Genomic DNA, 19,433 nt, shown 5'->3' on the forward strand with positions numbered 1-19,433 from the left:
GAGAGCGTTCACATCTGGGGTGGAGACCTACGAGATGGAGCGGGCACTGGTGAGCGTCGCCGGGTCAGCAGCACGAGTATGACGCTCACCAACACGAGCACACCGACGCTGGTGAGCACGAACACGATGACCGAGCTGCCCCGCTCGCCCTCGTCAGTGGGGACGGTGCTCGCGCTCGGCCGGGGAGTCGCGGTCGGCGTTGGCGCGATCGTGGCCAGCGCATCCGGCACCTTGACCTGTGCGACCTCGGGCGCGGCGCCGATGTCGTCGAGCAGGCTCGTGAGATCGGCGAAGCTCAGCGTGCTCGCGGGGTCGGCGGACTTGACCGACATCGCGGCGAGAGGCGCGCGCACGCGCTCGACCAGCGCATCCGGTGTCAGGGCATCGGGAATGTCGCTCCAGATCGCGAACATGCCGCCCGAACTCGCCTCGACGAGGTCGGGGCTGCCCTGCACCGAGGGATACACGGTGTCGTCCCAGCCCGCGAGGATCGACTCACCAGTGGGGTACGCGTAGCCGACGCGCTCGCCGAGCACGAAGTAGAGGAATTCGTCGTTGACGTTGACGAGCTCGTAGCCCGCCGCGGCGAAGTCGCTCGCGGGCACGGCGCCGGGCGGGCGCTGGGTCCAGTACGCCACCTGCACGCTGGTATCGAGGGCGACGCTGCCCGAGCGGAGCATGCCGTCGCTCCAGACGCGGGGCTGGTAGCCAGCGTCGCTGAGCAGCGCGGCGGTGGTGTTCACAAAGTCGGTGAGGGCGTCGTAGGCGGTGGCCTGCGCGCCGAACTTCGCCTGTGCGGCCTGGGTGAGTGCCTGCACCTCGGCCGTGTCGGCGAAGTCGACGAACTCGTCGCCGCCGAGGTTCCACGGCACGGGGCCGGGCATATCGGGCTGCTCGAACAGCTCCGTGTATTCGCCGATGAGCTCGTGCGCGAACTCGACGCCGGCGTCGCTCGTGATGTCGAGGGCGCCGAAGACGTTACCGCCGTATGCGTCGTGCAGGCGCAGCTCGGGGTAGGCATCGAGCGCGTGGTCGAGGTGGCCCGGCATGTCGAGCGATGGTGCGACGCGGATGTGCCGCGCGTTCGCGTATTCGATGAGCTCGCGGATCTCGTCCTGCGAGTGCGCATCGGGCGAGGCGATGTCGGGATGCGTCGTCGACTCGATCGCGAAGCCCTCGTTCTCAGAGAAGTGCAGCTCGAGCTCGGTGAAGCCGAACCAGCTGAGCTGGCGCACGAGCGACTCGAGGGCCTCGATGGGGTAGTGCTTGCGCGCGATGTCGATGTGCGCGGCGCGGATCTGCTCGGCGGGGAAGCTGAACTCGTAGTCGCCGTTCGCGATGTCGCCCGCCGCGACGAGCTGCTGCAGCAGCGGCCGGGTGACGTGGAAGACGCCGGCGGCGTCGGGACCGGTGACCGTCACGCTGTCGTCGACCGTGAGCAGCGAGGCGTCGTCGAGGCCGAGCACGATGTCGGCCTCGGTGGCGAGCGACGCGTCAGCGAGGTAGGCGACCTCGGGCGCCGCGTCGGTGAGGCCGAGCGCGGCGAGCTCCTCGGCGAGGCGCGCACCCTCGCCCGCGAGGGCGTCGTCGGTGATGAGGATGTGCGTGCTCGCGCTCGGGGCCCAGTACCCGAGGCGCGGGGTCACGGTGGTCGGTGGCGGCACCATCTGCGGCCAGGCACCCGACTCGGTCTGTGGCGCGGTTTCGGCGAGGGCGAGGCCGGGGGAGCCCAGCGCGACGGCGAAGGCGAGCAGCGCGGCCGTCAGCCAGCGCCAGCGGCGCGGTCGGCCTGCGGAAAACGAACGACGGTGCATGTGCTTACCCCCAAGACGTGCGCCTCCAGCATCCCACCCCGAGGTGGTCGCGTGGTTAGCGCAGTTCGGAGAACAGTTCGAGCACGTGCCGTTCGATGTCGTCGCGCACGAGGCGCATCCTCTCGAGCCCATCGATGCCGCGCTCGGAGGGCTCGTCGGTGACCCAGCGCTCGATGCTCGCGCGCATGCCGTCAACCGGCTCGACCTGTGCCTCGTTGCCGAGCACGATCACGCGGTGGGCGCGGCGAAGCAGCTCGGAGTCGAGCTGCTTCGGGGCCTCGCGCTCGAGGTCGGCGCCATGCTCCTCGAGCACCTCGCGTGCGAGCTCGTTGATCGCGTCACCGGGCTCGGTGCCCGCCGAAGCGACCGCGACGGAAGTGCCGGCGATCTGCCGCAGCGTGGCGGCGGCCATCTGCGACTTGCCGGCATTGCGAACACAAATGAACAGTACGGTTGGCGTCTCGCTCATAGAGGCATGGTGGCACGGGAGGGTGGGGATGCGCCCGGGCGCGCCGCGTGCCGGCCGGTCACCGCGCATCCAGTGCCGATTCGTACGCTGGGACGCATGAGTGACGCGGTGAACCAGGTGCCTGAGCAATGGCGACCCAAGGCGGTCGCGCTTGCGCCGTGGCCGCTGATTCTCGGGGCGGTGTTTGTCGTGTGCACGCAGGTGTGGCTGCCGTTTTGGGGCACGTCGATTCGCGCGAACGTCGTCTACGTCGCCTTCACGCTGCTCGGGCTCGCGCTGTGCGGCCGTGGCGCGCGGCAGCTGTGGCACGCGAACCGGGCCGTTGGCCGCGCCGGCGTCGCGAGCGGCGAGACCGGCGCCGACGGCCTGCGGTCGTCGGGCACGATGTGGTGGTGGCGCAGAGCGCCCCGCATGCAACTCTCGTGGGGCATGGGGGCGCTCTGCGTCGTCGTTGGGGTGGGGCTCTGGCTCTTCGCGGATGTTCGGGCCGAGCAGGTGCTCGCTTTCGTCGGCACCGGCGGCATGGTTGCGTCGGGCTACTCGGGCATGTTGCTCGCGGCACGTTACTCGCGGCTCTGCCACGACTTCAACGTGCCGTTCTCCGCGCTGTTCTGACGCGGGGTCGAGCGCACACGTGGCGGCGAACGAATGCTGGCCCGACTGGTCGCCGGTTCACGGCGCGCTCGCGGTGGTGCCGTGCGCTAGCTGGGCCTGCGGCGAACTAGCTGGGCCTGCGGCGAACTAGCGGGTGCAGCCGCCGCGCTCGTGGCCGCGACCGCGGCGGTGGTGCTCGCGCGCATCCGGGTCAAAGCCGTGGCCATGCCCGCCCCGGCCGAAGCCGCGCCGGTCGGCGCGCTCCCGGTCAAACTCCGGGTCGAAGCCACGACCGTAGCCGCCGCGCGGGCCATGACCGTGCGGGCCGTGGCCAGCGCGACCGTGACGCTCGAAGCCGCGGCGGAGGCGGTCGTACTTCTCGGGCTCGGACTCAGCCATGCGGCCGATCCAGCTTTCGAAGCGCTCGTCGCCCATGCGGCGTCGTGCCTGCTCGCTCCAGCGGTCAAACTCGGCGTCGGGAGCATCCCAGCCTTGCTCGGCGCGCTGCTGCTCGAGCTGCTCGATAACGCGGTCGAGGATGCTCGCGAGCTGCTCGCGCTCGTCGTCGCTCAGGCTCGAGAACGCGTCGGGGCGCTCGGGCACGAGCTGCTCGGTCGCCCGCCCCGCCTCAGTGAGGCGAATCAGGATGACGCGCTTGTCGTCGTCGGCCGGCTCTCGGGTGATGAGTTCGGTCTTCTCAAGCTTGACGAGCGCCTCGTTGAGCGAGGCGACGCGCATGCCCAGAATGAACGCGAGGTCCTTCGTCGCGATGCCGTCCTGCAGTTTCAGGGCGGCGAGGATGCGGCCCTGGCCGCGGGTCGGGTCGGCGGCGGGGCCGTGCGGGCCGCCGTGGGGCCCACCGTGCGGGTGGGGGCGCATGAGGCGGGCCGCCTCGCGGAACTTTCGATAGAGTTCGTGGCTTTCCATGAGGTTCTCCTTCAGGTTGGTGAAAGCTGCTGGTACCTGTTCAATTGGTACCTGCAGATAAAAGTACAGGTACCTGTCGCAAATTGCAACAGGTACCTGTGAAACCTTCAGGATGCGGGTGCGACGGCCTATGCGGCGTCGCCGGCCGAGATGGTCTGGGCCTCCTCCTGCGCGGTTTCGTGCGGACGGCCGATCTGCTGCAGGCGCTTCGATGAGATGCCGAGCACGACGATCGAGACGATGAGGGCGGCCGCGCCGAACCAGTACGGCGACTCGGCGCCCATGGCCTCGGCGATCGGGCCCGAAACGGCCGGTGCGATCGCGCCGCCGAGGAAGCGGATGCCCGAGTAGGTCGACGATGCCACCTGGCGCGGCAGGTTGGTCGCCTCCATGACGGTCTCGGTGAGGGCGGTGTTGACCACGCCGAGGAACGCGCCCGAGACGATAACGCAGCAGACAAGCGCCGTGAGGTTGCCGATCGAGAATGCCATGACGACGAGCGTCGCGGTGAGCAGCACGAGCATCGAGAACAGCGTCTTCACGAGACCGAAGTTGCGCGTCAGCACGGGTGCCACGAGTACCGACGTGATCGCGAGCAGCAGGCCCCAGCCGAAGAACACGAGACCGAGTTCGTGCGCGCCGAACTCCAGCCCCTGCGCCGCGGCGGCCGCCTCGAGCGGGTAGGGAGAGTACGCGAGGATCGTGAAGAAGCCGAAGTTGTAGAACAGGGCCGTGATGCCGAGCGAGCGCAGCGTCGGGTTGCGCAGCGCCTTGAAGCTCGCCGAGATCGGCACTGGCACCGGCTTCTCGGTCGGCTTGCGCAGCAGGGTCGCGATGGCGATGAAGCCGATGGCCATGAGTGCTGCCGTGCCGAAGAACGGCCCGCGCCACGACACCTCACCGAGCGCGCCGCCGAGCAGCGGGCCGAGCGCCATTCCGACGCCGAGCGCGGCTTCGTAGAGCACGATCGCGCTGCCGCTGCCGCCTGAGGCGCCGACAATGGCGGCGAGGGAGGTCGAAATGAACAGCGCGTTGCCGAGGCCCCAGCCGGCGCGGAAGCCGATGATCGTGTCGACGCTGCCCGACGTACCGGCGAGAGCGGCGAACACGATGATGAGCACGAGGCCGACGATGAGCGTGCGCTTCGTGCCGAGACGGCTCGCGACCCAGCTCGTGAAGAACATCGCGACGGCGGTGATGAGCAGGTAGCTCGTGAACAGCAGCATGGTCTGCGACGGCGTCGCGTCGAGTTCCTTGCTGATCGCCGGCAAGATCGGGTCGACAAGGCCGATGCCCATGAATGAGACGGTGCAGGCGAAGGCGATCGCCCAGACTGAGAGCGGCTGCTTGAGAAGTGACGACTTAGGTGGCTGCGTGTCTTGGGACATTTCGCTTTCTCGGGTTGGTGTCCTGACGTCGGGGGCAGTGCGCAGCGGCGTGCGGGGCAGCGATTGGATTAGTGGTGGTGTGGATGCGGCGGCTCGTCGATGGTGAGCCGCTCGAGGATGTCGGTGGCCCGCGCGAGCGTGACCCACTCGTCCTCGTCGAGTTGCTCGAGCGCCGGTCGCACCGCCTCGCCTGCGCGCAGGCGGAACGCGCGGATCTCGGCATCGCCGGCCTCGGTGAGGCGCACGACGGTCGCCCGCGCATCCGTCGGGTCGGACTCGCGGGCGACCAGCCCATCCGCCTCGAGCTTGGTCACCGAAGTGCTGATCGCGGGCTGCGACAAGCGCTCGCGGAGGGCGATGTCGCCAATGCGAATCGGGCCGAGCTGCTGCAGCAGCGACAGGATGCGCAGGGCGACGACCGAGCGCGGCTCACTGGCGCGCAGGCGTGCATAGGTCGCGAAGCGGCTGCCGTACATGACGAGGCGGGCGGCGACGCGGTTGTGGTCGTGCGGATCTGTCACGCAAGAAACATATAACTAACTTATATAAATAGTCAATGTATCTGCGTATCGGCATGCTGACGCCGCGGTCGCCCGGGGCGAGTGCCGCGTGCTCAACGGGAGGGCTGGGGCTACTTCTTTTTCTTCATGCGGTTGCGGTGCACCGTGCGCCACACCATCGCACCGAAGATGACGGCGACGACGATGCCGCCGATCCACCAGGACACCGCGCTCGCGGCCTCGCCGGCGCCCGCAGCCAGCCCATCCATACCCAAAATCACCCCGCTATTCTCTCGCAGTTGTGGCGTGAGTGTTACGCGCGGCGTCGCGCGCGCTCGACGGGCGGCCGGTCGCGCGGGACAATGGATGAATCGCCGCGCCCGCGACGACACCGCAACCAACGAGGGGAGCCTGCACATGTGCCGATTGCTCGCCTACGCCGCACCCAGTGAGACAACCGTCTCGGAGGTGATCGGCGAGGCCAACGCCGAGGCCTTCCAGCAGATGACGAGCGTGCATAACGATGGGTGGGGCACCGCTTGGCTCGCGTCGGGCCCGGGCGAAGAGCTGCCCGAGGTTGAGTCGGCGCGCGTTTCGACGCCCGGCCAGGCTGACCCGATGCTCACGGCCGCGCTCGAGAGCGTGCCGTCGTACTCGCGACTCGTGCACCTGCGGCTCGCGACCGACCGGCTCAAGCGCACGAAGGTGAACACGCACCCCTTCGTCGCGAACGGCATCGCATTTGCCCACAACGGCTCGATCATTCCCGTTGAGCGCTTCGAGGAGCTGCTCAGCGAGGAGGAACTGCGCGCCGTGTCGGGCACGACCGACTCCGAGCTCTACTTCTCGTATGTGCGCAAGCAGATTCGCGAGGGTGGCGGCACCGTCGCCGAGGGCGTTGTGCGCGCCGTGCAGCGGCTCCGTCGCACGTTCCCGAACGCGAGCCTCAACGCCGTCGTGCTCACCGACGCCGAGCTCATCGTGATTCACGCGAACTCGACGGCGCACGTCACCGACGAAGACTTCCGCTCGTATGGCATCGACCCGGCGCTGCTGCCCGACGACCACGACGAGAACTACTACAAGCTCGCGATGCTGCAGCGGCCCGACGGCACGACCGTGTTCTCGTCGACCGGCATCAACCTCGCCGGCTGGAGCCGCGTGCCCGACGACACGATCACCCGCATCGACCTCGACACGCTCGAGCTGTCGCAGCGCAAGATTTTCGGCATTCGCGAGACCGCGTCGCGCCGCGGCCACGCCGCCCTCAACGACTCGACGATCGACGAACTCGCGCGCCACCGCCAGCTCCGCGCCAGCTAGCTCCGCCGGCTATGTCCACCACCAGCTAGCGTCGCTGCAATGCGTCGTTTTTCCCGACCTGAGACGGCGATAAGGGGCCTCAACCTCATGGCCTTCTTACGTTGGGAAAAACAACGCATTTCCGCGGCGCCTAGACTGGCGGGGTGACTGTGAACCCGGATCTCGTCGGCCGACGCTTCGCGCTCGCCGAGCCCTATCTCGTTGGGCGCGAGCACGTGCGCGCTTTCGCGGCGGCTGTCTTCGCGAGCAACCCCATCCACTTCGATGTCGAGGCGGCCCGCGCGGCCGGCTACGCCGACGTCGTCGCGCCCACGACCTACCCGGCCGTGCTGCAAGACCGCGGCCTGCAGCTGCTGCTCACCGACCCAATGGCCGACTTCGAACTCAAGAACGTCGTGCACGGCGACGAACGCTTCACCTACGAGCGCCCGATCGTCGCGGGCGACGAGCTCGGTGCCGAGCTCGAGGTGACGACGGTGCGCGCGGTGCGCGGCAACGCGATGATCCAGGCGACGACCAGGCTGACGGATGCGGCGGGCGAGCTCGTCGTGACCGCCTACGCGACGCTCGTGGTCGGCGGGGAAGGGGCGAACTAACCATGGCAATCCTCGAAACGGCAGCCAAGGGCGAGCAGCTGCTCGAAACCACCCTGCACTTCACGCGCGAGTCGCTCGTGCGCTACGCCGGCGCATCCGGCGACTTCAACCCCATCCATTACCGCGACGACATCGCGGTCGAGGTCGGCCTGCCCGGCGTGCTCGCGCACGGCATGCTCACGATGGGTGCGGCGATCCAGCCGGTCATCGAGCTGCTCGGCGACCCGGGCCGCGTCGTCGACTACCAGGTGCGCTTCACACGCCCGGTGCTCGTCGATGCGAGCGGGGGAGCGGAGGTGCAGATCGTCGCGACGGTCGGCGAAGAGGCGGGCGACGACGGCATCGGCCGCATCGACCTCACCGTGAGCTTCGCTGACAAGACGGTGCTGACCAAGGCGCAGGTGCGCGCGAAGTTCACCGCATGACGACGTTCGCGCAGCTGACGACGATGCAGGTCTCGCAGGCCGAGGCTGATCTCATCGAGCCCGTGACCCGCGACGCGCTCGCCGAGGCGTACTTCGACCTCGCCGACCGCGACGAGCCGTTCCTCGTCATCGGCGGCGGCTCGAACACGATCGTGAGCGACGACGGCTTCGACGGCCCCGTGCTGCGGGTCGCGACCCGCAGTGTTGAGTACCGCCCGGGCGAGGGCGGCGAGGTCATCGTCGTCGCCCATGCGGGGGAGTCATGGAGCGAGCTCGTCGACGCCACCGTTGCGCGCGGGCTCAGCGGCATCGAGGCGCTCGCGGGCATCCCCGGCTCGGTCGGCGCGACGCCGGTGCAGAACATCGGCGCCTACGGGCAGGAGCTCGCCGACGTGCTCGTGCGCGTCGAGGTGGCGGATGCGGATGCCGGCGAACGTCGCTGGGTCGCGGCCGCCGACCTCGGCCTCGGCTACCGCACCTCGGCGCTCAAGCGCGAGGAGCTCCTCGGGCTCGTGCTCGCGGTCGAGCTGCGGTTGCGCGAAGTCGACTCGACCGACGGCGCCCCAGTACAGTACGCGCAACTCGCGAAAGCGCTCGACGTCGAGCTCGGCGAGCGTGTGCCGGTCGCGCAGCAGCGCGAGGCCGTGCTGCGCCTGCGCGCCTCGAAGGGCATGGTGCTCGACCCGAGCGACGTCGACACGCGTTCGAGCGGCTCGTTCTTCATGAACCCGATCGTGCGCCGCAGCTTCGCGAGCGAGGCGCTGCCGGCGAGCGCGCCCCGTTTCGAGGCGGGCAAGGACGCCGAGGGCCTCGAACTCGTGAAGCTCTCGGCGGCGTGGCTCATCGAGCATGCCGGCGTCAAGAAGGGATTCGCGCTGCCCGGCAGCGGCGCCGCGATCTCGTCGAAGCACACGCTCGCGATCACGAACCACGCGGATGCGACGGCCGAGCAGATCGCCGAGCTCGCGCGCTATGTGCGCGCCCGCGTGCTCGCCGAGTTCGGCGTCGAACTCATCCCCGAGCCGAACCTGATCGGCCTGCAGCTGTAGTGCGTTCGCGCGGCTGCTGCGCGACACTCGAAGTGCGCCAACGAGACGGAGACCCAGGTGAGTGAGCAGCGACCGAGATTCAGCCCGCCCGAGCCCCGCTTCGGGGCCGAGCCGGCAGCGGCTGCTGTGCCCGACGCATCCGGCTCGTCGCGCCGCCGCGTCTGGTCACCCCTCACGATTGTGCTCACGAGCGCCTCGGCGGTCGTCGTCATCGGCCTCGTCATCACGCTCGCGCTGCTGTGGGGAAACCCGTTGCAGCCGAGCCAGGGCGAGGCCGCGGCGCCGCTCGAGAGCAACGGCGGCGGCACCGCCGGCCCGACCGACACCGTGGGCCCCACGCCGACGCCCTACGCGGTGCAGCCGGGCGACACGGTCTCGATTGAGCAGGATGCGGTGTTCGAGGATGGCTTCACGCTCGTCTACCCGAAGCTCGGCGACTGGATCGAGCAGGACATCGTGAATCGCCCCGAGCAGTTGACGATGTATGCGCCCGACTACAGCGCGCAGATTCAGGTGTGGCAGACGTCGGTGTTCAACTCGAACCAGACCGACAAAGAGCTCACGCTCGCACAGCTCAATCGCATCAACGACGAGTGCTCGTACGGCGCGACGGGCATCTCCGAGCCCGAGTCGTACCTGCTTGAGGGCGAGGACGGCACGAAACTCGAGCTGCTCGGCGTGCGGGCCGACGAGTGCGAGGGCGGCCAGGTCTGGCTGCTGCAGCGCGTCATGCCGCTCACCGGCACGCGCGTGCACATCGTGCTGTGGAGCACGACGACGCTCGACGACAACGACGAGCTGCTCGACAAGCTCGCCGAAATTACCTTCACAACGCCGTAGCCGGGCCGCCGTCTTGCGACGGGGCCCGGCTACTGGCGCGCGGTGTGGCGCGAGTTAGTTGAAGAGCGCCTGGATGCGGCGCACGCCTTCGACGAGTGCGTCGTCGCCGAGCGCGTAGCTGAAGCGCAGGTAACCCGAGGGGCCGAAGGCCTCGCCGGGGACGGCCGCGACCTCGGCCCGATCGAGCAGGAAGTCGGCGAGGTCGAGCGAGGTCTCGAGGCGAACGCCGTCGTACTCCTTGCCGAGCACGCCCGACACATCGGCGTAGACGTAGAACGCGCCCTGGGGCGTCGGCACGGTGAAGCCGTTGACCTTGCTGAGCTCGTCGACCATGAGCTTGCGGCGGCGGTCGAAGGCGAGGCGGAATTCCTCGATCGGCTCGCTCGGCCCGATGAGGGCGGCGAGCGCGGCGCGCTGCGCGACGTTGTTCACGTTGCTCGTGAGGTGCGACTGCAGGTTCGCGGCGCCCTTGATGACGTCCTCCGGGCCCACCATCCAGCCCACGCGCCAGCCGGTCATCGCGAACGACTTCGCGACACCGTTAACGAGCACGGCCTGCTCGGCGAGCGCCGGCACGGCCTCGACGATCGAGGTGGCCTTCACTCCGTCGTAGACGAGGTTCTGGTAGATCTCGTCGGCGATGACCCACACGCCGTGCTCGAGCGCCCACTCGCCGATGGTGCGGGTCTCGTCGGGCGAGTAGACGGCGCCGGTCGGGTTCGACGGCGAAACGAAGAGCATCGCCTTCGTGTCGGGCGTGCGCGCGGCCTCGAGCTGCTCGACGGTGACCTTGTAGCCCTGGTCGGCGCCGGCGAAGACCTCGATGGTGTTGCCGCCGGCGAACTTGATGACCTCGGGGTAGGTGGTCCACGCCGGGGTCGGCAGCAGCACATCGTCGCCGTCGCCGATGATCGCCTGGATCGTCTCGAACACGGCCTGCTTGCCGCCGTTCGTGACGAGCACGCGGCTCGCGGGCACGGTGAGGCCCGAGTCGCGCGCGGTTTTCTCGACGATCGCGTCGCGCAGCTCGGGCAGACCGACGTTGGCCGTGTACTTGTGGTTCTTCGGGTCCTTCACGGCCTCGACAGCGGCGTCGATGACGTGCTGCGGCGTTGCGAAGTCGGGCTCGCCGGCGGCGTACGAAATCACCGGGCGGCCCTCTGCCTTGAGGGCCTTGGCCTTATTGTCGACCTTCAGCGTGGCCGAAGGGGCGATGGCGGAGACGCGGGACGAAAGACGCGATTCAGTCATGATGTGCAGCCTAGTTTGTGCGGTTGTGAACGGGTTACCGTCATTCATTTTTCATGACGTGCGGCCGGCTGTCTGCACATCCGCCGGAAATGGGCCGGATGTGCGCGAACGCCAAACTCGCGGCGTCACGCAACGTCGTGCTCGCGAATGGTTGACGCCGCTATGGCGGTACTCAGTGCCGTCATAGCGTCGTTCCACGAGGCCGAAGTCGACCAAGTATCTGCGGAGCACCGCGACGTCGTCGTGGAACTTGGATAGACGCTCGTTCATCTCGGTCTCGGAGAGCGTTTCGTCGTGAGCGATGACCTGGTCGCGAACCCAGCGTAGAAGCGCACCTCGCTCGCTCGGAGTTGCCGGATAGGTGCCGATGCGCCCATCGACGAGAAAACGTTGAATCCCGGTTTTGGCCTCGCGCTTACCCTCGCTAAGTAGCTCTGGAAACACTGACGGCGTCAGCGTCAGCGCGCCGTCGGTGGCCAACTCAGCGATGCCCGAGTTCACGATCGCGCTCACCACGTGTCGGGTGCGTGACGGCGAAAGCCCAAGGGAATCTGGGTGGACTGTTTCGTCGAGCAGCAGCCGCCCGGCGACCTGACGCGTCTGTTCATTGACAAAGAGCGCGATGACATTGCGCCACTGGTGAGTCATGGATGACACTTCCTCTCGTACCGGCATTTCACCCGCGTTCGGCTCGCAATAGCAAACCCGGCCGCAGCATCCGGCGGTCGGTTCGAGGGCAACCTCGCATCGGCATGTGGAGGTGGCGGCGGTTTTGTCGTAAACTGTCTGGGTTGCCCGCGCAGTATGCGCGACGTGACGTAGGGCGGTAGCTCAATTGGCAGAGCAGCGGTCTCCAAAACCGCAGGTTGCAGGTTCGATTCCTGTCCGCCCTGCAGCCACGGGCCGTGCGGAGTGCACGGCCCGTTTTGCATCTCGGCTGGTTTTGCGGGGCAATCGGGCTCGCGTTATCGACAAGGTTGTCGCTGTGACGTAGGCTGATGCAGTTGCCAAAAGGCATACTGCAGTGCGCCCAAAATCCGGTTCGTGCCGCATATCCAAGCTTCGAAAGGGATCCGCGTGGCCACAGGCACGTCTGATGACGAGCGTGACGACGACCTCACCAACAGCACCGAACCAAGCGGTGACGAGGCCGACGCTTTGGACGAGACGCTTGATGCGGAGGCGGCCGACGAGTCGGCTGTGAGCGAAGCTGACGAAGACGCCGATGACGAGGCTGACGCCGAAGCCGAGGCTGATGAGGACGCGGGTGACAGTGATGCTGATGCCGAGGACGACGACGCTGACGACAGCGACGCCGACGACGCTGACGACGCTGACTCGGACGACGCGAAGTCTGACGCCAAGAAGGATGCTGCGGTAGTCGCATCCGGCAAGGGCAAGAAGGCGAAGCGCGGCGAGAAGACCTCAGCCAAGGGCGCCGCTGTTGAGGCATCGAAGAAGACGAGCAAGCAGAAGAACGACAAGAAGGACGCTGGCGAGAAGCGCGGCCTTCGCAAGTTCTTCAGTGAAGTCGTCATCGAGCTGAAGAAGGTCGTCACCCCGACCCGCCAGGAACTCTGGCGCTACGTCGGCGTCGTGATCGCGTTCCTCATCATCATGATGCTGCTCGTGATGCTCTTCGACTGGATCTTCGGCTTCGCCTCCTCGTGGGTGTTTGGCAACGGCCAGTCGCTGTTCCCCGAGGACTGGTTCCAGGGCGGCGATCCGACCCAGACGCCGGTGCCCACCGAGACCGTCCTGCCGACCGAGTCGGTTGACCCGACCGCGACGGCGACCCCGTAATCCCCAAGTCGCGGCGCCACACGCCCGCGCGTCCGACACAGACCGAGCGGCCGTCGCGCCGCAATTCGATGAAGTGAGTTGAACTACCGTGGCTGACGAAACCCAGCTTCCCGAGCAGAACGAGACCGAGCTCGACGCCGTGAACGAGGCTCCCCAGAGCCAGGACGCGCCTGTCGAGGCCGAGGCTAACGACGTCGAGACCGACGACGTCGAGGCTAACGACGTCGAGACCGACGCCGTCGCGACCGACGCAGTCGCATCCGACGGCGCTGAGACCGTTGACGCCGAGTCGGCCGACGCCGAGCCCGCCGCCGAAGGTGAAGCCGTCGAAGGTGAAGCCGCCGAGGGCGACGACGAGGCCGAGGTTGACCCCTACGCCGAGTTCAAGCTCGAACTGCGCATGAAGCCCGGCAAGTGGTACGTCATCCACACCTACGCCGGCTTCGAGCGCAAGGTGCGCGACAACCTCCAGCAGCGCGTCGAGAACAAGAAGCGCTCGGAGTCGTCCGAGGGCGCCGACGACATCTATGAGGTGCAGGTGCCCATGGAAGACGTCGTCGAGATGAAGAACGGCCAGCGCAAGATGGTCACGCGCGTGCGTATCCCCGGCTACGTGCTCGTTCGCATGCACCTCACTGAGGACAGCTGGTCGCTCGTGCGTCAGACGCCGGGCGTCACGGGATTTGTTGGTAACGCGCACGACCCGGTGCCGCTGCGATTCAAGGAAGTCTTCGAGATGCTCAAGAGCATCGTCGAGCTGCCCGACGTCAAGGATGTCAAGGGTGAGGCCAAGGCCGGCGCTGCCACGGGCGGCAAGCAGCCGATCACCGAGGTCGAGTTCGAGAACGGCGAGACCGTCACGATCAAGGAAGGCTCGTTCGAAGGCCTCACCGGTTCGATCAGCGAGATCAACGCCGCGGCGGGCAAGCTCATCGTGCTCGTCTCCCTCTTCGGTCGCGAGACTCCCGTCGAGCTCTCGTTCGACGAGGTCGCGAAGCTCTAACTTCAGCTCGAGCAGACGCGGCGTCGACCCACGTGGACGGCGCCGCGTTCGCATGAACCGCCCCTGGCCAGGATGTGCGGAATCGAGTAAACTTGCGGGGTTGCGCATGCGCAACCGATACCGGGCGCCGGAAAGGCCGGCGTTGCGGGAGAGGGATGTTCGCAACATCCACTCGACAGAAAGGAAACCACATGGCACCGAAGAAGAAGGTTTCGGGTCTGATCAAGCTTCAGATCCAGGCTGGCGCCGCGAACCCTGCTCCGCCGGTTGGTCCGGCCCTGGGTCAGCACGGCGTCAACATCATGGAGTTCTGCAAGGCGTACAACGCGGCGACCGAGCAGCAGCGCGGCAACATTGTGCCCGTTGAGATCACCGTGTACGAAGACCGTTCGTTCACCTTCGTGCTCAAGACGCCCCCGGCGGCTGAGCTCATCAAGAAGGCTGCGGGCGTGAAGAAGGGCTCGGGTGTGCCCCACACGAACAAGGTCGGCAAGATGACCATGGACCAGGCGCGCGAAATCGCCGAGACCAAGAAGGCCGACCTCAACGCGAACGACATCGAAGCTGGCGCGAAGATCATCGCCGGCACCGCCCGCTCCATGGGCATCGAGGTCACGGGCAACTAGCCCCCGCCTCCCCGAGCTAGCGATCGGGGTAGTGCACACACGCCGCGCCACAGCGCGTGGCCGTACACACTTTCGCGGGAGAGCCAGCCAGCTCGTTCGACCGCACACTCTCAAAGGAGCACAACATGGCAAAGAATTCCAAGGCGTACCGCGCCGCGGCAGAGAAGATTGAAGAGGGCAAGGTCTACGACCTTGCCTCGGCCGCGCAGCTCGCGAAGGACACTTCGTCGGCGAAGTTCGACAGCACCGTCGAGGTCGCACTGCGCCTCGCCGTTGACCCGCGCAAGGCCGACCAGATGGTGCGTGGCACCGTCAGCCTGCCGCACGGCACCGGTAAGACCGCTCGCGTCATCGTGTTCGCGCAGGGCCCGGCCGCTGAGGCCGCCCTCGCCGCGGGCGCCGACGAGGTCGGCAGCGACGAACTCATCGCGAAGGTCGCTGACGGCTGGACCGACTTCGACTCGGCCGTCGCCACCCCCGACATGATGGGCAAGGTAGGCCGTCTCGGTAAGGTGCTTGGTCCCCGTGGCCTCATGCCGAACCCGAAGACCGGTACCGTGACCCCGGACGCCGCCAAGGCTGTCACCGAGATCAAGGGCGGCAAGATCGAGTTCCGCGTCGACAAGCACTCGAACCTGCACTTCATCGCGGGCAAGGCGTCGTTCGACGCCGAGCAGCTCACCGAGAACCTGCAGGCCGCGCTCGACGAGGTCATCCGACTCAAGCCGGCTTCGGCGAAGGGCCGTTACGTGCAGAAGGCTGTCGTCGCGACGACCTTCGGCCCGTCGATCCCCCTCGACGTTTCGGCGTTCTAAGCAACGTCTCGCGCTCGTCGCGAGTTCACTGGCCCCGCTTCGGCGGGGCCAGTTTGCGTTTCCTGGCCGGTGCGAGGGCCTGCAGCCGGAGGCGCGACTCGAGCCGCGCATCCGGCCCTCGGGATGCTGCGGGAGGGCGCTGGCGCCGGCGAGCAAAGGCGGGCGAGGGAATTACCGACGATCGGGTCGGTAATGCGGTAGTGTCTGGCGTGACGAATGTGACGTTCGCCTGAGTCGCGCCACGGTGGCCGACTCGGATTGTCATGACAACGGAGCCATGAAATGTCCAACACCTCTGAAATCGACCAGTTGCCGGTGACGAGCCCGGCCGAGCGCCGGCGCGTCCTCGCCGCGACGATCGTCGGCACCACCGTTGAGTGGTACGACTTCTTCATTTACGCCTTCGCGGCGTCGCTCATCTTCAACACCCAGTTCTTCGGGCCGATGGGCGAGGCGATGGGCCCGGCCGGCCCAACGCTGATCTCGATGGCCTCGATCGGCCTCTCGTTCCTGTTCCGCCCGCTTGGCGCGTTCCTCGCCGGCCATTTCGGTGACAAGTACGGTCGCAAGCCAGTGCTCATCGCGACGCTGATCCTTATGGGCACGGCGACAGCGCTCATCGGTCTGCTGCCCACCGGTGACCTCGCAGCGGTCAGCGCCATCGGGCTGCTCATTCTGCGCGTGCTGCAGGGTATTTCGGCCGGCGGCGAATGGGGCGGCGCGGCCCTCATGGCGGTCGAGACCGCCGCCGACGGCGGCCGCAACCGCGCCGGCGCATGGCCGCAGCTCGGCGTACCGTTTGGCATGCTACTCGCGACGGGCATGCTCACCGTGCTGCAGATGACCATGGGTCAGGAGGGCTTCACGAACGGCGGCTGGCGCATTGCGTTCCTGTTCTCGGTCGTGCTGATCGTCGTTGGCTACGTCGTGCGTCGAGCGGTCGAGGAATCGCCGGTGTTCCGCCAAATCTCAAAGATGGCGAAGAGCCAGTCGGCGCCGATCGCCGTGGTGTTCCGCAAGTACTGGCTCATTGTGATCCTCGCCGCCCTCGTCTTCGCCGGCGACAACGCGGTCGGCTACATGCTGGTGGGCGGCATCGTGCAGCGCTACGCCTCGACGCCGCTCGAGGCCGGCGGTATGGTCGGCATGGATGGCGGCCAGGTCAGCCTCTTCCTCAACCTCGCCGCAATCTCGTGGGCGATTTGGACCTATGTCGGCGCCTGGATCGCCGATAAGTACGGCGCGAAACCGGTGTTCATCGTCGGGTACATCCTCATGATCTTCGCATCGATTGCGCTCTTCCCGCTTGTCGTGATGGGCGGCGAGAACCCGATTTACTTCGTGCTCGGCACCTGCCTCCTCGGCATTCCGTTGGGCTTCTGCTACGGCCCGCTCAGTGCCTGGTACGCCGAAGTGTTCCCCGCATCCGTGCGCTTCTCGGGTGTGTCGATTACCTACGCGATCGGCGCGATCATTGGTGGCGCGTTCGCGCCCCTCATCGTGCAGGCGACCTTCGAAGCGAACGCCGGTCAGTGGCACTGGGCCGCGGTCTACCTCGCGATCATGTCGGCCGTCGGCCTCGTCGGCTCAATCCTGCTCAAGGGCCGCCACGGCATTCCGCTTGGCCACGACATGGAGCACTCGGGCCAGTGGGAGACCTGGAAGCCGGGCGACCCCATCCCCGCCGGCGTGCGCACGCAGCACTAGCTCGCGCACTCGAGCTCGCGAATTTGCAGGGCGGCCCCGCACCGAAATCGATGCGGGGCCGCCCTGCTTCGTTGGTGCTCGGCGTGACTACCCTGCGGTGAGGTCGAAGACGATCTTGCCCCGCGTGTGTCCCTGCTCGAGCTGCTCGTGGGCGGCGCGGGCCTGGCCGAGCGGGAAGCTCGCGTCGAGGTGTGTCTGCAGGTCGCCCTGGTCGAAGAGCTGGGCGATGGTGGTGAGGATCCGCCCCTCGGGTGAGAGCTTGAGTGTGGATGCGCGCAGTTCACGCCCCGCGGCCTCAGCCTCCTCGTGCATCGTCGGCCATGAGCCGGTCGGCACGTTCACGACGAGGCCGCCGTCGCGGAGCACCTTGAGCGAGCGGCTGCCCGTGTCGTCCTGCACGTTGCCGATGAGGTCGATGACGACGTCGACCGGCTCGTCGATCGCGTCCTCGAAGCGCTCCGAGGTGTAGTCGATGACCTGGCTCGCGCCGAGACCGATGAGCCATTCGTGGTTGCGGCCGGATGCGGTGGTCACCACCTCGGCGCCGTAGAACGCCGCGAGCTGCACCGCGAAGTGACCGACGCCACCCGCGCCCGCGTGCACGAGCATCCGCTGCCCGGAGTGGACGCGCGCAGCCTCAACCACCGCGGCCCACGCCGTGAGCGCGGCGAGGGGCACGCCGCCGGCCTCGAGCATCGTCAGCGACTTCGGCTTGTGCGCGAGCGACATGAACGGCACCGACACGTAGTCGCCGTGGGCGCCCTGGTAGCGCGGGGTGAGTAGCATGCCGTAGACCTCATCGCCGGGTTGGAACGGCGCGAGCTCATACGGCGCCTTCTCGACGACGCCGGCGAACTCGCCGCCTGGTACCCAGGGCATCCGCTCGATTGCGCCGGACGCGCCCTTGCCCGCGCGGGTCTTCACATCGATTGGGTTGAGGCCGGCCGCGTGCACGCGCACGAGCGTGTCGCTGTTCACGACTTTCGGCATCGGCACCTCGCCGAGTTTCAGAACCTCGGGGCCACCAAACTCATTGACTACAACCGCGCGCATCGTTTCAGACATGAAGCCAAGCCTGACACGTTCGGCTGCGCGTGGGCCGGGCGAAACTGGCGGGGAAAACCGGGTGCGGCGACAAGTTCGCGGGCTACGCTGAGTGAGTCCGCTGCGAAAGGAACGAAGATGCCTGCTGTAGTTTCGCTGACCCCGGCCCCCGTGATCGATCGCACCTATTTCGTTGAGAGCTTCGACACCGGCAAGGTGAACCGGGCGACCGAGATTCAGGAGTTTCTCTCGGGCAAGGGCATCAACGTGTCGCGTACGCTGCGGATCGCCGGCGTCTCGACCTCGGCAGTGCTGCCGGTCGGGCGCGAGGACGAACACCTGCTGTTCCGCACACCGTTTCCGCAGGTGCTCCGCATTCTGCCGGTGCCGGGGCGGATGCGCGTGAACACCGCGATTCTTGAGCCCGAGGGCCGCACGACCAACGTGAACCAGAAGGCCGTGCCGCTGCACGAGCGCGACTGGGATGCCGTCGTCGACATGACGCTGCAGGAGATTCGCGCGCTGCGTGCCGACTGGCTCGTCGTGTCGGGCTCGGTGCCGAAGCTCGTCGAGACCGGCGAGAAGATTGACTTCACGCGGCTGTTCAGTGAGGCCCGCCGTATCGGCACGCGCGTCGCCGTCGACACCTCGGGCTCGTCGCTCGAGACATGGGCAATGTCGGGGCTCGTCGACTGCATCAAGCCGAACGCCGACGAGATGGCGACGCTCGTGAAGCGGCATCTCAACACCGTCGGCGACGTGCTCGAGGCGGCGCGCGAGGTGATCGAGCGCGCGAGGCTCGAGGTCGTGCTCGTGTCGATGGGTGGCGACGGCGCGATGGTCGTCACGCGCGACGAGGCGCTGTGGGGATACGCGAAGGCGCCGCAGGTCGTGAACACGACGGGCGCGGGGGATGCGTCGCTCGCGGGATTCGTCGGCCACTCGATTCAGGGGCCCGGGCAGCAGGGTGGCCAGGCTGACTACGGTGAGCTGCCTCCGCTGGCGCTGAAGTCAGGCCTGTCGAAGGCCGTCATCTACGGCGCCATGGCGGTGTCGGTGCCGACGACGATCATTGACTCGCTCGACGGCGCCCCGACCGCCGAAATCACGGTGCCCGACCCATCGCAGCCCCTCAGCGAACCCACCAAGTTCTTCGAAACTCCCTCCGCCTAGCACCGCCCGCCTGTCCCTGCCGAACCCTCAAGGGTCGGCCCCCGGCGCTCGCGGTCCCTTTGCTTGCCGTTCACGGTGGATGCCGC

The 19,433-nt window shown here is 67.5% G+C and carries 21 protein-coding genes and 1 tRNA gene; 13 read left to right on the forward strand and 9 right to left on the reverse strand.

The features are described from left to right. Positions 1–8: 8 nt before the first annotated feature. Positions 9–1,814 (reverse strand): family 20 glycosylhydrolase, encoded by a 1,806-nt coding sequence (locus EJL01_RS06590; protein ID WP_164509735.1) that lies wholly within the window; start codon positions 1,812–1,814, stop codon positions 9–11. Positions 1,815–1,869: 55 nt separating this feature from the next. Next, entirely contained in the window at positions 1,870–2,283 is a 414-nt protein-coding gene (locus EJL01_RS06595; protein WP_125106778.1) for an arsenate-mycothiol transferase ArsC, read from the reverse strand. 96 nt (positions 2,284–2,379) lie between these two features. Between EJL01_RS06595 and EJL01_RS06600 the strand changes: the two genes are divergently transcribed. Next, positions 2,380–2,898, forward strand: coding sequence for a hypothetical protein (locus EJL01_RS06600; RefSeq protein ID WP_125106779.1), 519 nt, complete (start codon positions 2,380–2,382; stop codon positions 2,896–2,898). Between the two features lie 126 nt (positions 2,899–3,024). On the opposite strand, the gene EJL01_RS06605 is transcribed toward EJL01_RS06600, so the two are convergent. From EJL01_RS06605 to EJL01_RS12965, 4 genes are all read right to left on the reverse strand, one after another. Beyond that, complete coding sequence (locus tag EJL01_RS06605; RefSeq protein WP_125106780.1) at positions 3,025–3,804, reverse strand: MarR family winged helix-turn-helix transcriptional regulator; 780 nt, start codon at positions 3,802–3,804, stop codon at positions 3,025–3,027. Positions 3,805–3,932: 128 nt separating this feature from the next. Then, positions 3,933–5,192: an MFS transporter gene (locus EJL01_RS06610; RefSeq protein WP_125106781.1), complete on the reverse strand. Its 1,260-nt coding sequence runs from the start codon at positions 5,190–5,192 to the stop codon at positions 3,933–3,935. 68 nt (positions 5,193–5,260) lie between these two features. Next, on the reverse strand, positions 5,261–5,713 hold the full coding sequence (locus tag EJL01_RS06615; protein WP_125106782.1) for a MarR family winged helix-turn-helix transcriptional regulator: 453 nt from the start codon (positions 5,711–5,713) through the stop codon (positions 5,261–5,263). A 110-nt stretch (positions 5,714–5,823) separates the two neighbouring features. After that, on the reverse strand, positions 5,824–5,973 hold the full coding sequence (locus tag EJL01_RS12965; RefSeq protein WP_164509736.1) for a hypothetical protein: 150 nt from the start codon (positions 5,971–5,973) through the stop codon (positions 5,824–5,826). Positions 5,974–6,058: 85 nt separating this feature from the next. On the opposite strand from EJL01_RS12965, the gene EJL01_RS06620 reads away from it, so the two are divergent. The 5 genes from EJL01_RS06620 (at position 6,059) to EJL01_RS06640 (ending at position 9,925) form a co-directional block, all read left to right on the forward strand. Further along, positions 6,059–7,015: a class II glutamine amidotransferase gene (locus tag EJL01_RS06620; protein ID WP_164509737.1), complete on the forward strand. Its 957-nt coding sequence runs from the start codon at positions 6,059–6,061 to the stop codon at positions 7,013–7,015. A 143-nt stretch (positions 7,016–7,158) separates the two neighbouring features. Beyond that, on the forward strand, positions 7,159–7,611 hold the full coding sequence (locus tag EJL01_RS06625) for an FAS1-like dehydratase domain-containing protein (protein ID WP_125106784.1): 453 nt from the start codon (positions 7,159–7,161) through the stop codon (positions 7,609–7,611). 2 nt (positions 7,612–7,613) lie between these two features. Further along, complete coding sequence (locus EJL01_RS06630) at positions 7,614–8,036, forward strand: MaoC/PaaZ C-terminal domain-containing protein (protein ID WP_125106785.1); 423 nt, start codon at positions 7,614–7,616, stop codon at positions 8,034–8,036. After that, on the forward strand, positions 8,033–9,085 hold the full coding sequence (locus EJL01_RS06635; RefSeq protein ID WP_125106786.1) for a UDP-N-acetylmuramate dehydrogenase: 1,053 nt from the start codon (positions 8,033–8,035) through the stop codon (positions 9,083–9,085). Before EJL01_RS06630 ends, EJL01_RS06635 begins: the two co-directional genes overlap by 4 nt. A 57-nt stretch (positions 9,086–9,142) precedes the next feature. Further along, positions 9,143–9,925: a hypothetical protein gene (locus EJL01_RS06640; protein WP_125106787.1), complete on the forward strand. Its 783-nt coding sequence runs from the start codon at positions 9,143–9,145 to the stop codon at positions 9,923–9,925. Between the two features lie 54 nt (positions 9,926–9,979). Here EJL01_RS06640 and EJL01_RS06645 read toward each other — a convergent pair whose 3' ends face one another. Continuing rightward, positions 9,980–11,176: a pyridoxal phosphate-dependent aminotransferase gene (locus EJL01_RS06645; RefSeq protein WP_125106788.1), complete on the reverse strand. Its 1,197-nt coding sequence runs from the start codon at positions 11,174–11,176 to the stop codon at positions 9,980–9,982. 51 nt (positions 11,177–11,227) lie between these two features. Beyond that, complete coding sequence (locus EJL01_RS06650) at positions 11,228–11,824, reverse strand: DUF2087 domain-containing protein (RefSeq protein ID WP_164509738.1); 597 nt, start codon at positions 11,822–11,824, stop codon at positions 11,228–11,230. A 172-nt stretch (positions 11,825–11,996) separates the two neighbouring features. Here EJL01_RS06650 and EJL01_RS06655 point away from each other — a divergent pair. From EJL01_RS06655 to EJL01_RS06680, 6 genes are all read left to right on the forward strand, one after another. Further along, a tRNA-Trp gene (locus EJL01_RS06655) sits at positions 11,997–12,069 on the forward strand. A 184-nt stretch (positions 12,070–12,253) separates the two neighbouring features. After that, positions 12,254–12,979 carry a preprotein translocase subunit SecE gene (gene secE, locus EJL01_RS13090; protein WP_241209130.1) on the forward strand — a complete coding sequence of 242 codons (726 nt, stop codon included), beginning with the start codon at positions 12,254–12,256 and terminating at the stop codon, positions 12,977–12,979. A gap of 88 nt (positions 12,980–13,067) precedes the next feature. After that, on the forward strand, positions 13,068–13,982 hold the full coding sequence (gene nusG / locus EJL01_RS06665; protein ID WP_125106790.1) for a transcription termination/antitermination protein NusG: 915 nt from the start codon (positions 13,068–13,070) through the stop codon (positions 13,980–13,982). 191 nt (positions 13,983–14,173) lie between these two features. After that, entirely contained in the window at positions 14,174–14,608 is a 435-nt protein-coding gene (gene rplK / locus EJL01_RS06670; protein ID WP_125106791.1) for a 50S ribosomal protein L11, read from the forward strand. Positions 14,609–14,733: 125 nt separating this feature from the next. Further along, the gene (rplA, locus tag EJL01_RS06675) at positions 14,734–15,423 is read left to right on the forward strand and encodes a 50S ribosomal protein L1 (protein ID WP_125106792.1); all 690 of its coding nucleotides are present in this window, start codon (positions 14,734–14,736) and stop codon (positions 15,421–15,423) included. Positions 15,424–15,705: 282 nt separating this feature from the next. Then, positions 15,706–17,130 carry an MFS transporter gene (locus EJL01_RS06680; RefSeq protein ID WP_125106793.1) on the forward strand — a complete coding sequence of 475 codons (1,425 nt, stop codon included), beginning with the start codon at positions 15,706–15,708 and terminating at the stop codon, positions 17,128–17,130. Between the two features lie 87 nt (positions 17,131–17,217). On the opposite strand, the gene EJL01_RS06685 is transcribed toward EJL01_RS06680, so the two are convergent. Beyond that, entirely contained in the window at positions 17,218–18,195 is a 978-nt protein-coding gene (locus tag EJL01_RS06685) for an NADP-dependent oxidoreductase (protein ID WP_125106794.1), read from the reverse strand. Positions 18,196–18,312: 117 nt separating this feature from the next. Here EJL01_RS06685 and EJL01_RS06690 point away from each other — a divergent pair, with 117 nt between their 5' ends. Beyond that, the gene (locus tag EJL01_RS06690; RefSeq protein ID WP_125106795.1) at positions 18,313–19,347 is read left to right on the forward strand and encodes a 1-phosphofructokinase family hexose kinase; all 1,035 of its coding nucleotides are present in this window, start codon (positions 18,313–18,315) and stop codon (positions 19,345–19,347) included. The last annotated feature ends 86 nt before the right edge of the window (positions 19,348–19,433 follow it).

It is taken from the genome of Gulosibacter massiliensis, from assembly GCF_900626105.1.
Taxonomy (GTDB): Bacteria; Actinomycetota; Actinomycetes; order Actinomycetales; family Microbacteriaceae; genus Gulosibacter; species Gulosibacter sediminis.

Bases quoted from the DNA above. Each gene is read 5' to 3' on its own strand.
- EJL01_RS06590 (WP_164509735.1), bottom strand. From the start codon at position 1,814: ATGCACCGTCGTTCGTTTTCCGCAGGCCGACCGCGCCGCTGGCGCTGG.
- EJL01_RS06595 (WP_125106778.1), bottom strand. From the start codon at position 2,283: ATGAGCGAGACGCCAACCGTACTGTTCATTTGTGTTCGCAATGCCGGC.
- EJL01_RS06600 (WP_125106779.1), top strand. From the start codon at position 2,380: ATGAGTGACGCGGTGAACCAGGTGCCTGAGCAATGGCGACCCAAGGCG.
- EJL01_RS06605 (WP_125106780.1), bottom strand. From the start codon at position 3,804: ATGGAAAGCCACGAACTCTATCGAAAGTTCCGCGAGGCGGCCCGCCTC.
- EJL01_RS06610 (WP_125106781.1), bottom strand. From the start codon at position 5,192: ATGTCCCAAGACACGCAGCCACCTAAGTCGTCACTTCTCAAGCAGCCG.
- EJL01_RS06620 (WP_164509737.1), top strand. From the start codon at position 6,059: ATGAATCGCCGCGCCCGCGACGACACCGCAACCAACGAGGGGAGCCTG.
- EJL01_RS06630 (WP_125106785.1), top strand. From the start codon at position 7,614: ATGGCAATCCTCGAAACGGCAGCCAAGGGCGAGCAGCTGCTCGAAACC.
- EJL01_RS06635 (WP_125106786.1), top strand. From the start codon at position 8,033: ATGACGACGTTCGCGCAGCTGACGACGATGCAGGTCTCGCAGGCCGAG.
- EJL01_RS06645 (WP_125106788.1), bottom strand. From the start codon at position 11,176: ATGACTGAATCGCGTCTTTCGTCCCGCGTCTCCGCCATCGCCCCTTCG.
- EJL01_RS06650 (WP_164509738.1), bottom strand. From the start codon at position 11,824: ATGACTCACCAGTGGCGCAATGTCATCGCGCTCTTTGTCAATGAACAG.
- rplK (WP_125106791.1), top strand. From the start codon at position 14,174: ATGGCACCGAAGAAGAAGGTTTCGGGTCTGATCAAGCTTCAGATCCAG.
- rplA (WP_125106792.1), top strand. From the start codon at position 14,734: ATGGCAAAGAATTCCAAGGCGTACCGCGCCGCGGCAGAGAAGATTGAA.
- EJL01_RS06680 (WP_125106793.1), top strand. From the start codon at position 15,706: ATGTCCAACACCTCTGAAATCGACCAGTTGCCGGTGACGAGCCCGGCC.
- EJL01_RS06685 (WP_125106794.1), bottom strand. From the start codon at position 18,195: ATGTCTGAAACGATGCGCGCGGTTGTAGTCAATGAGTTTGGTGGCCCC.
- EJL01_RS06690 (WP_125106795.1), top strand. From the start codon at position 18,313: ATGCCTGCTGTAGTTTCGCTGACCCCGGCCCCCGTGATCGATCGCACC.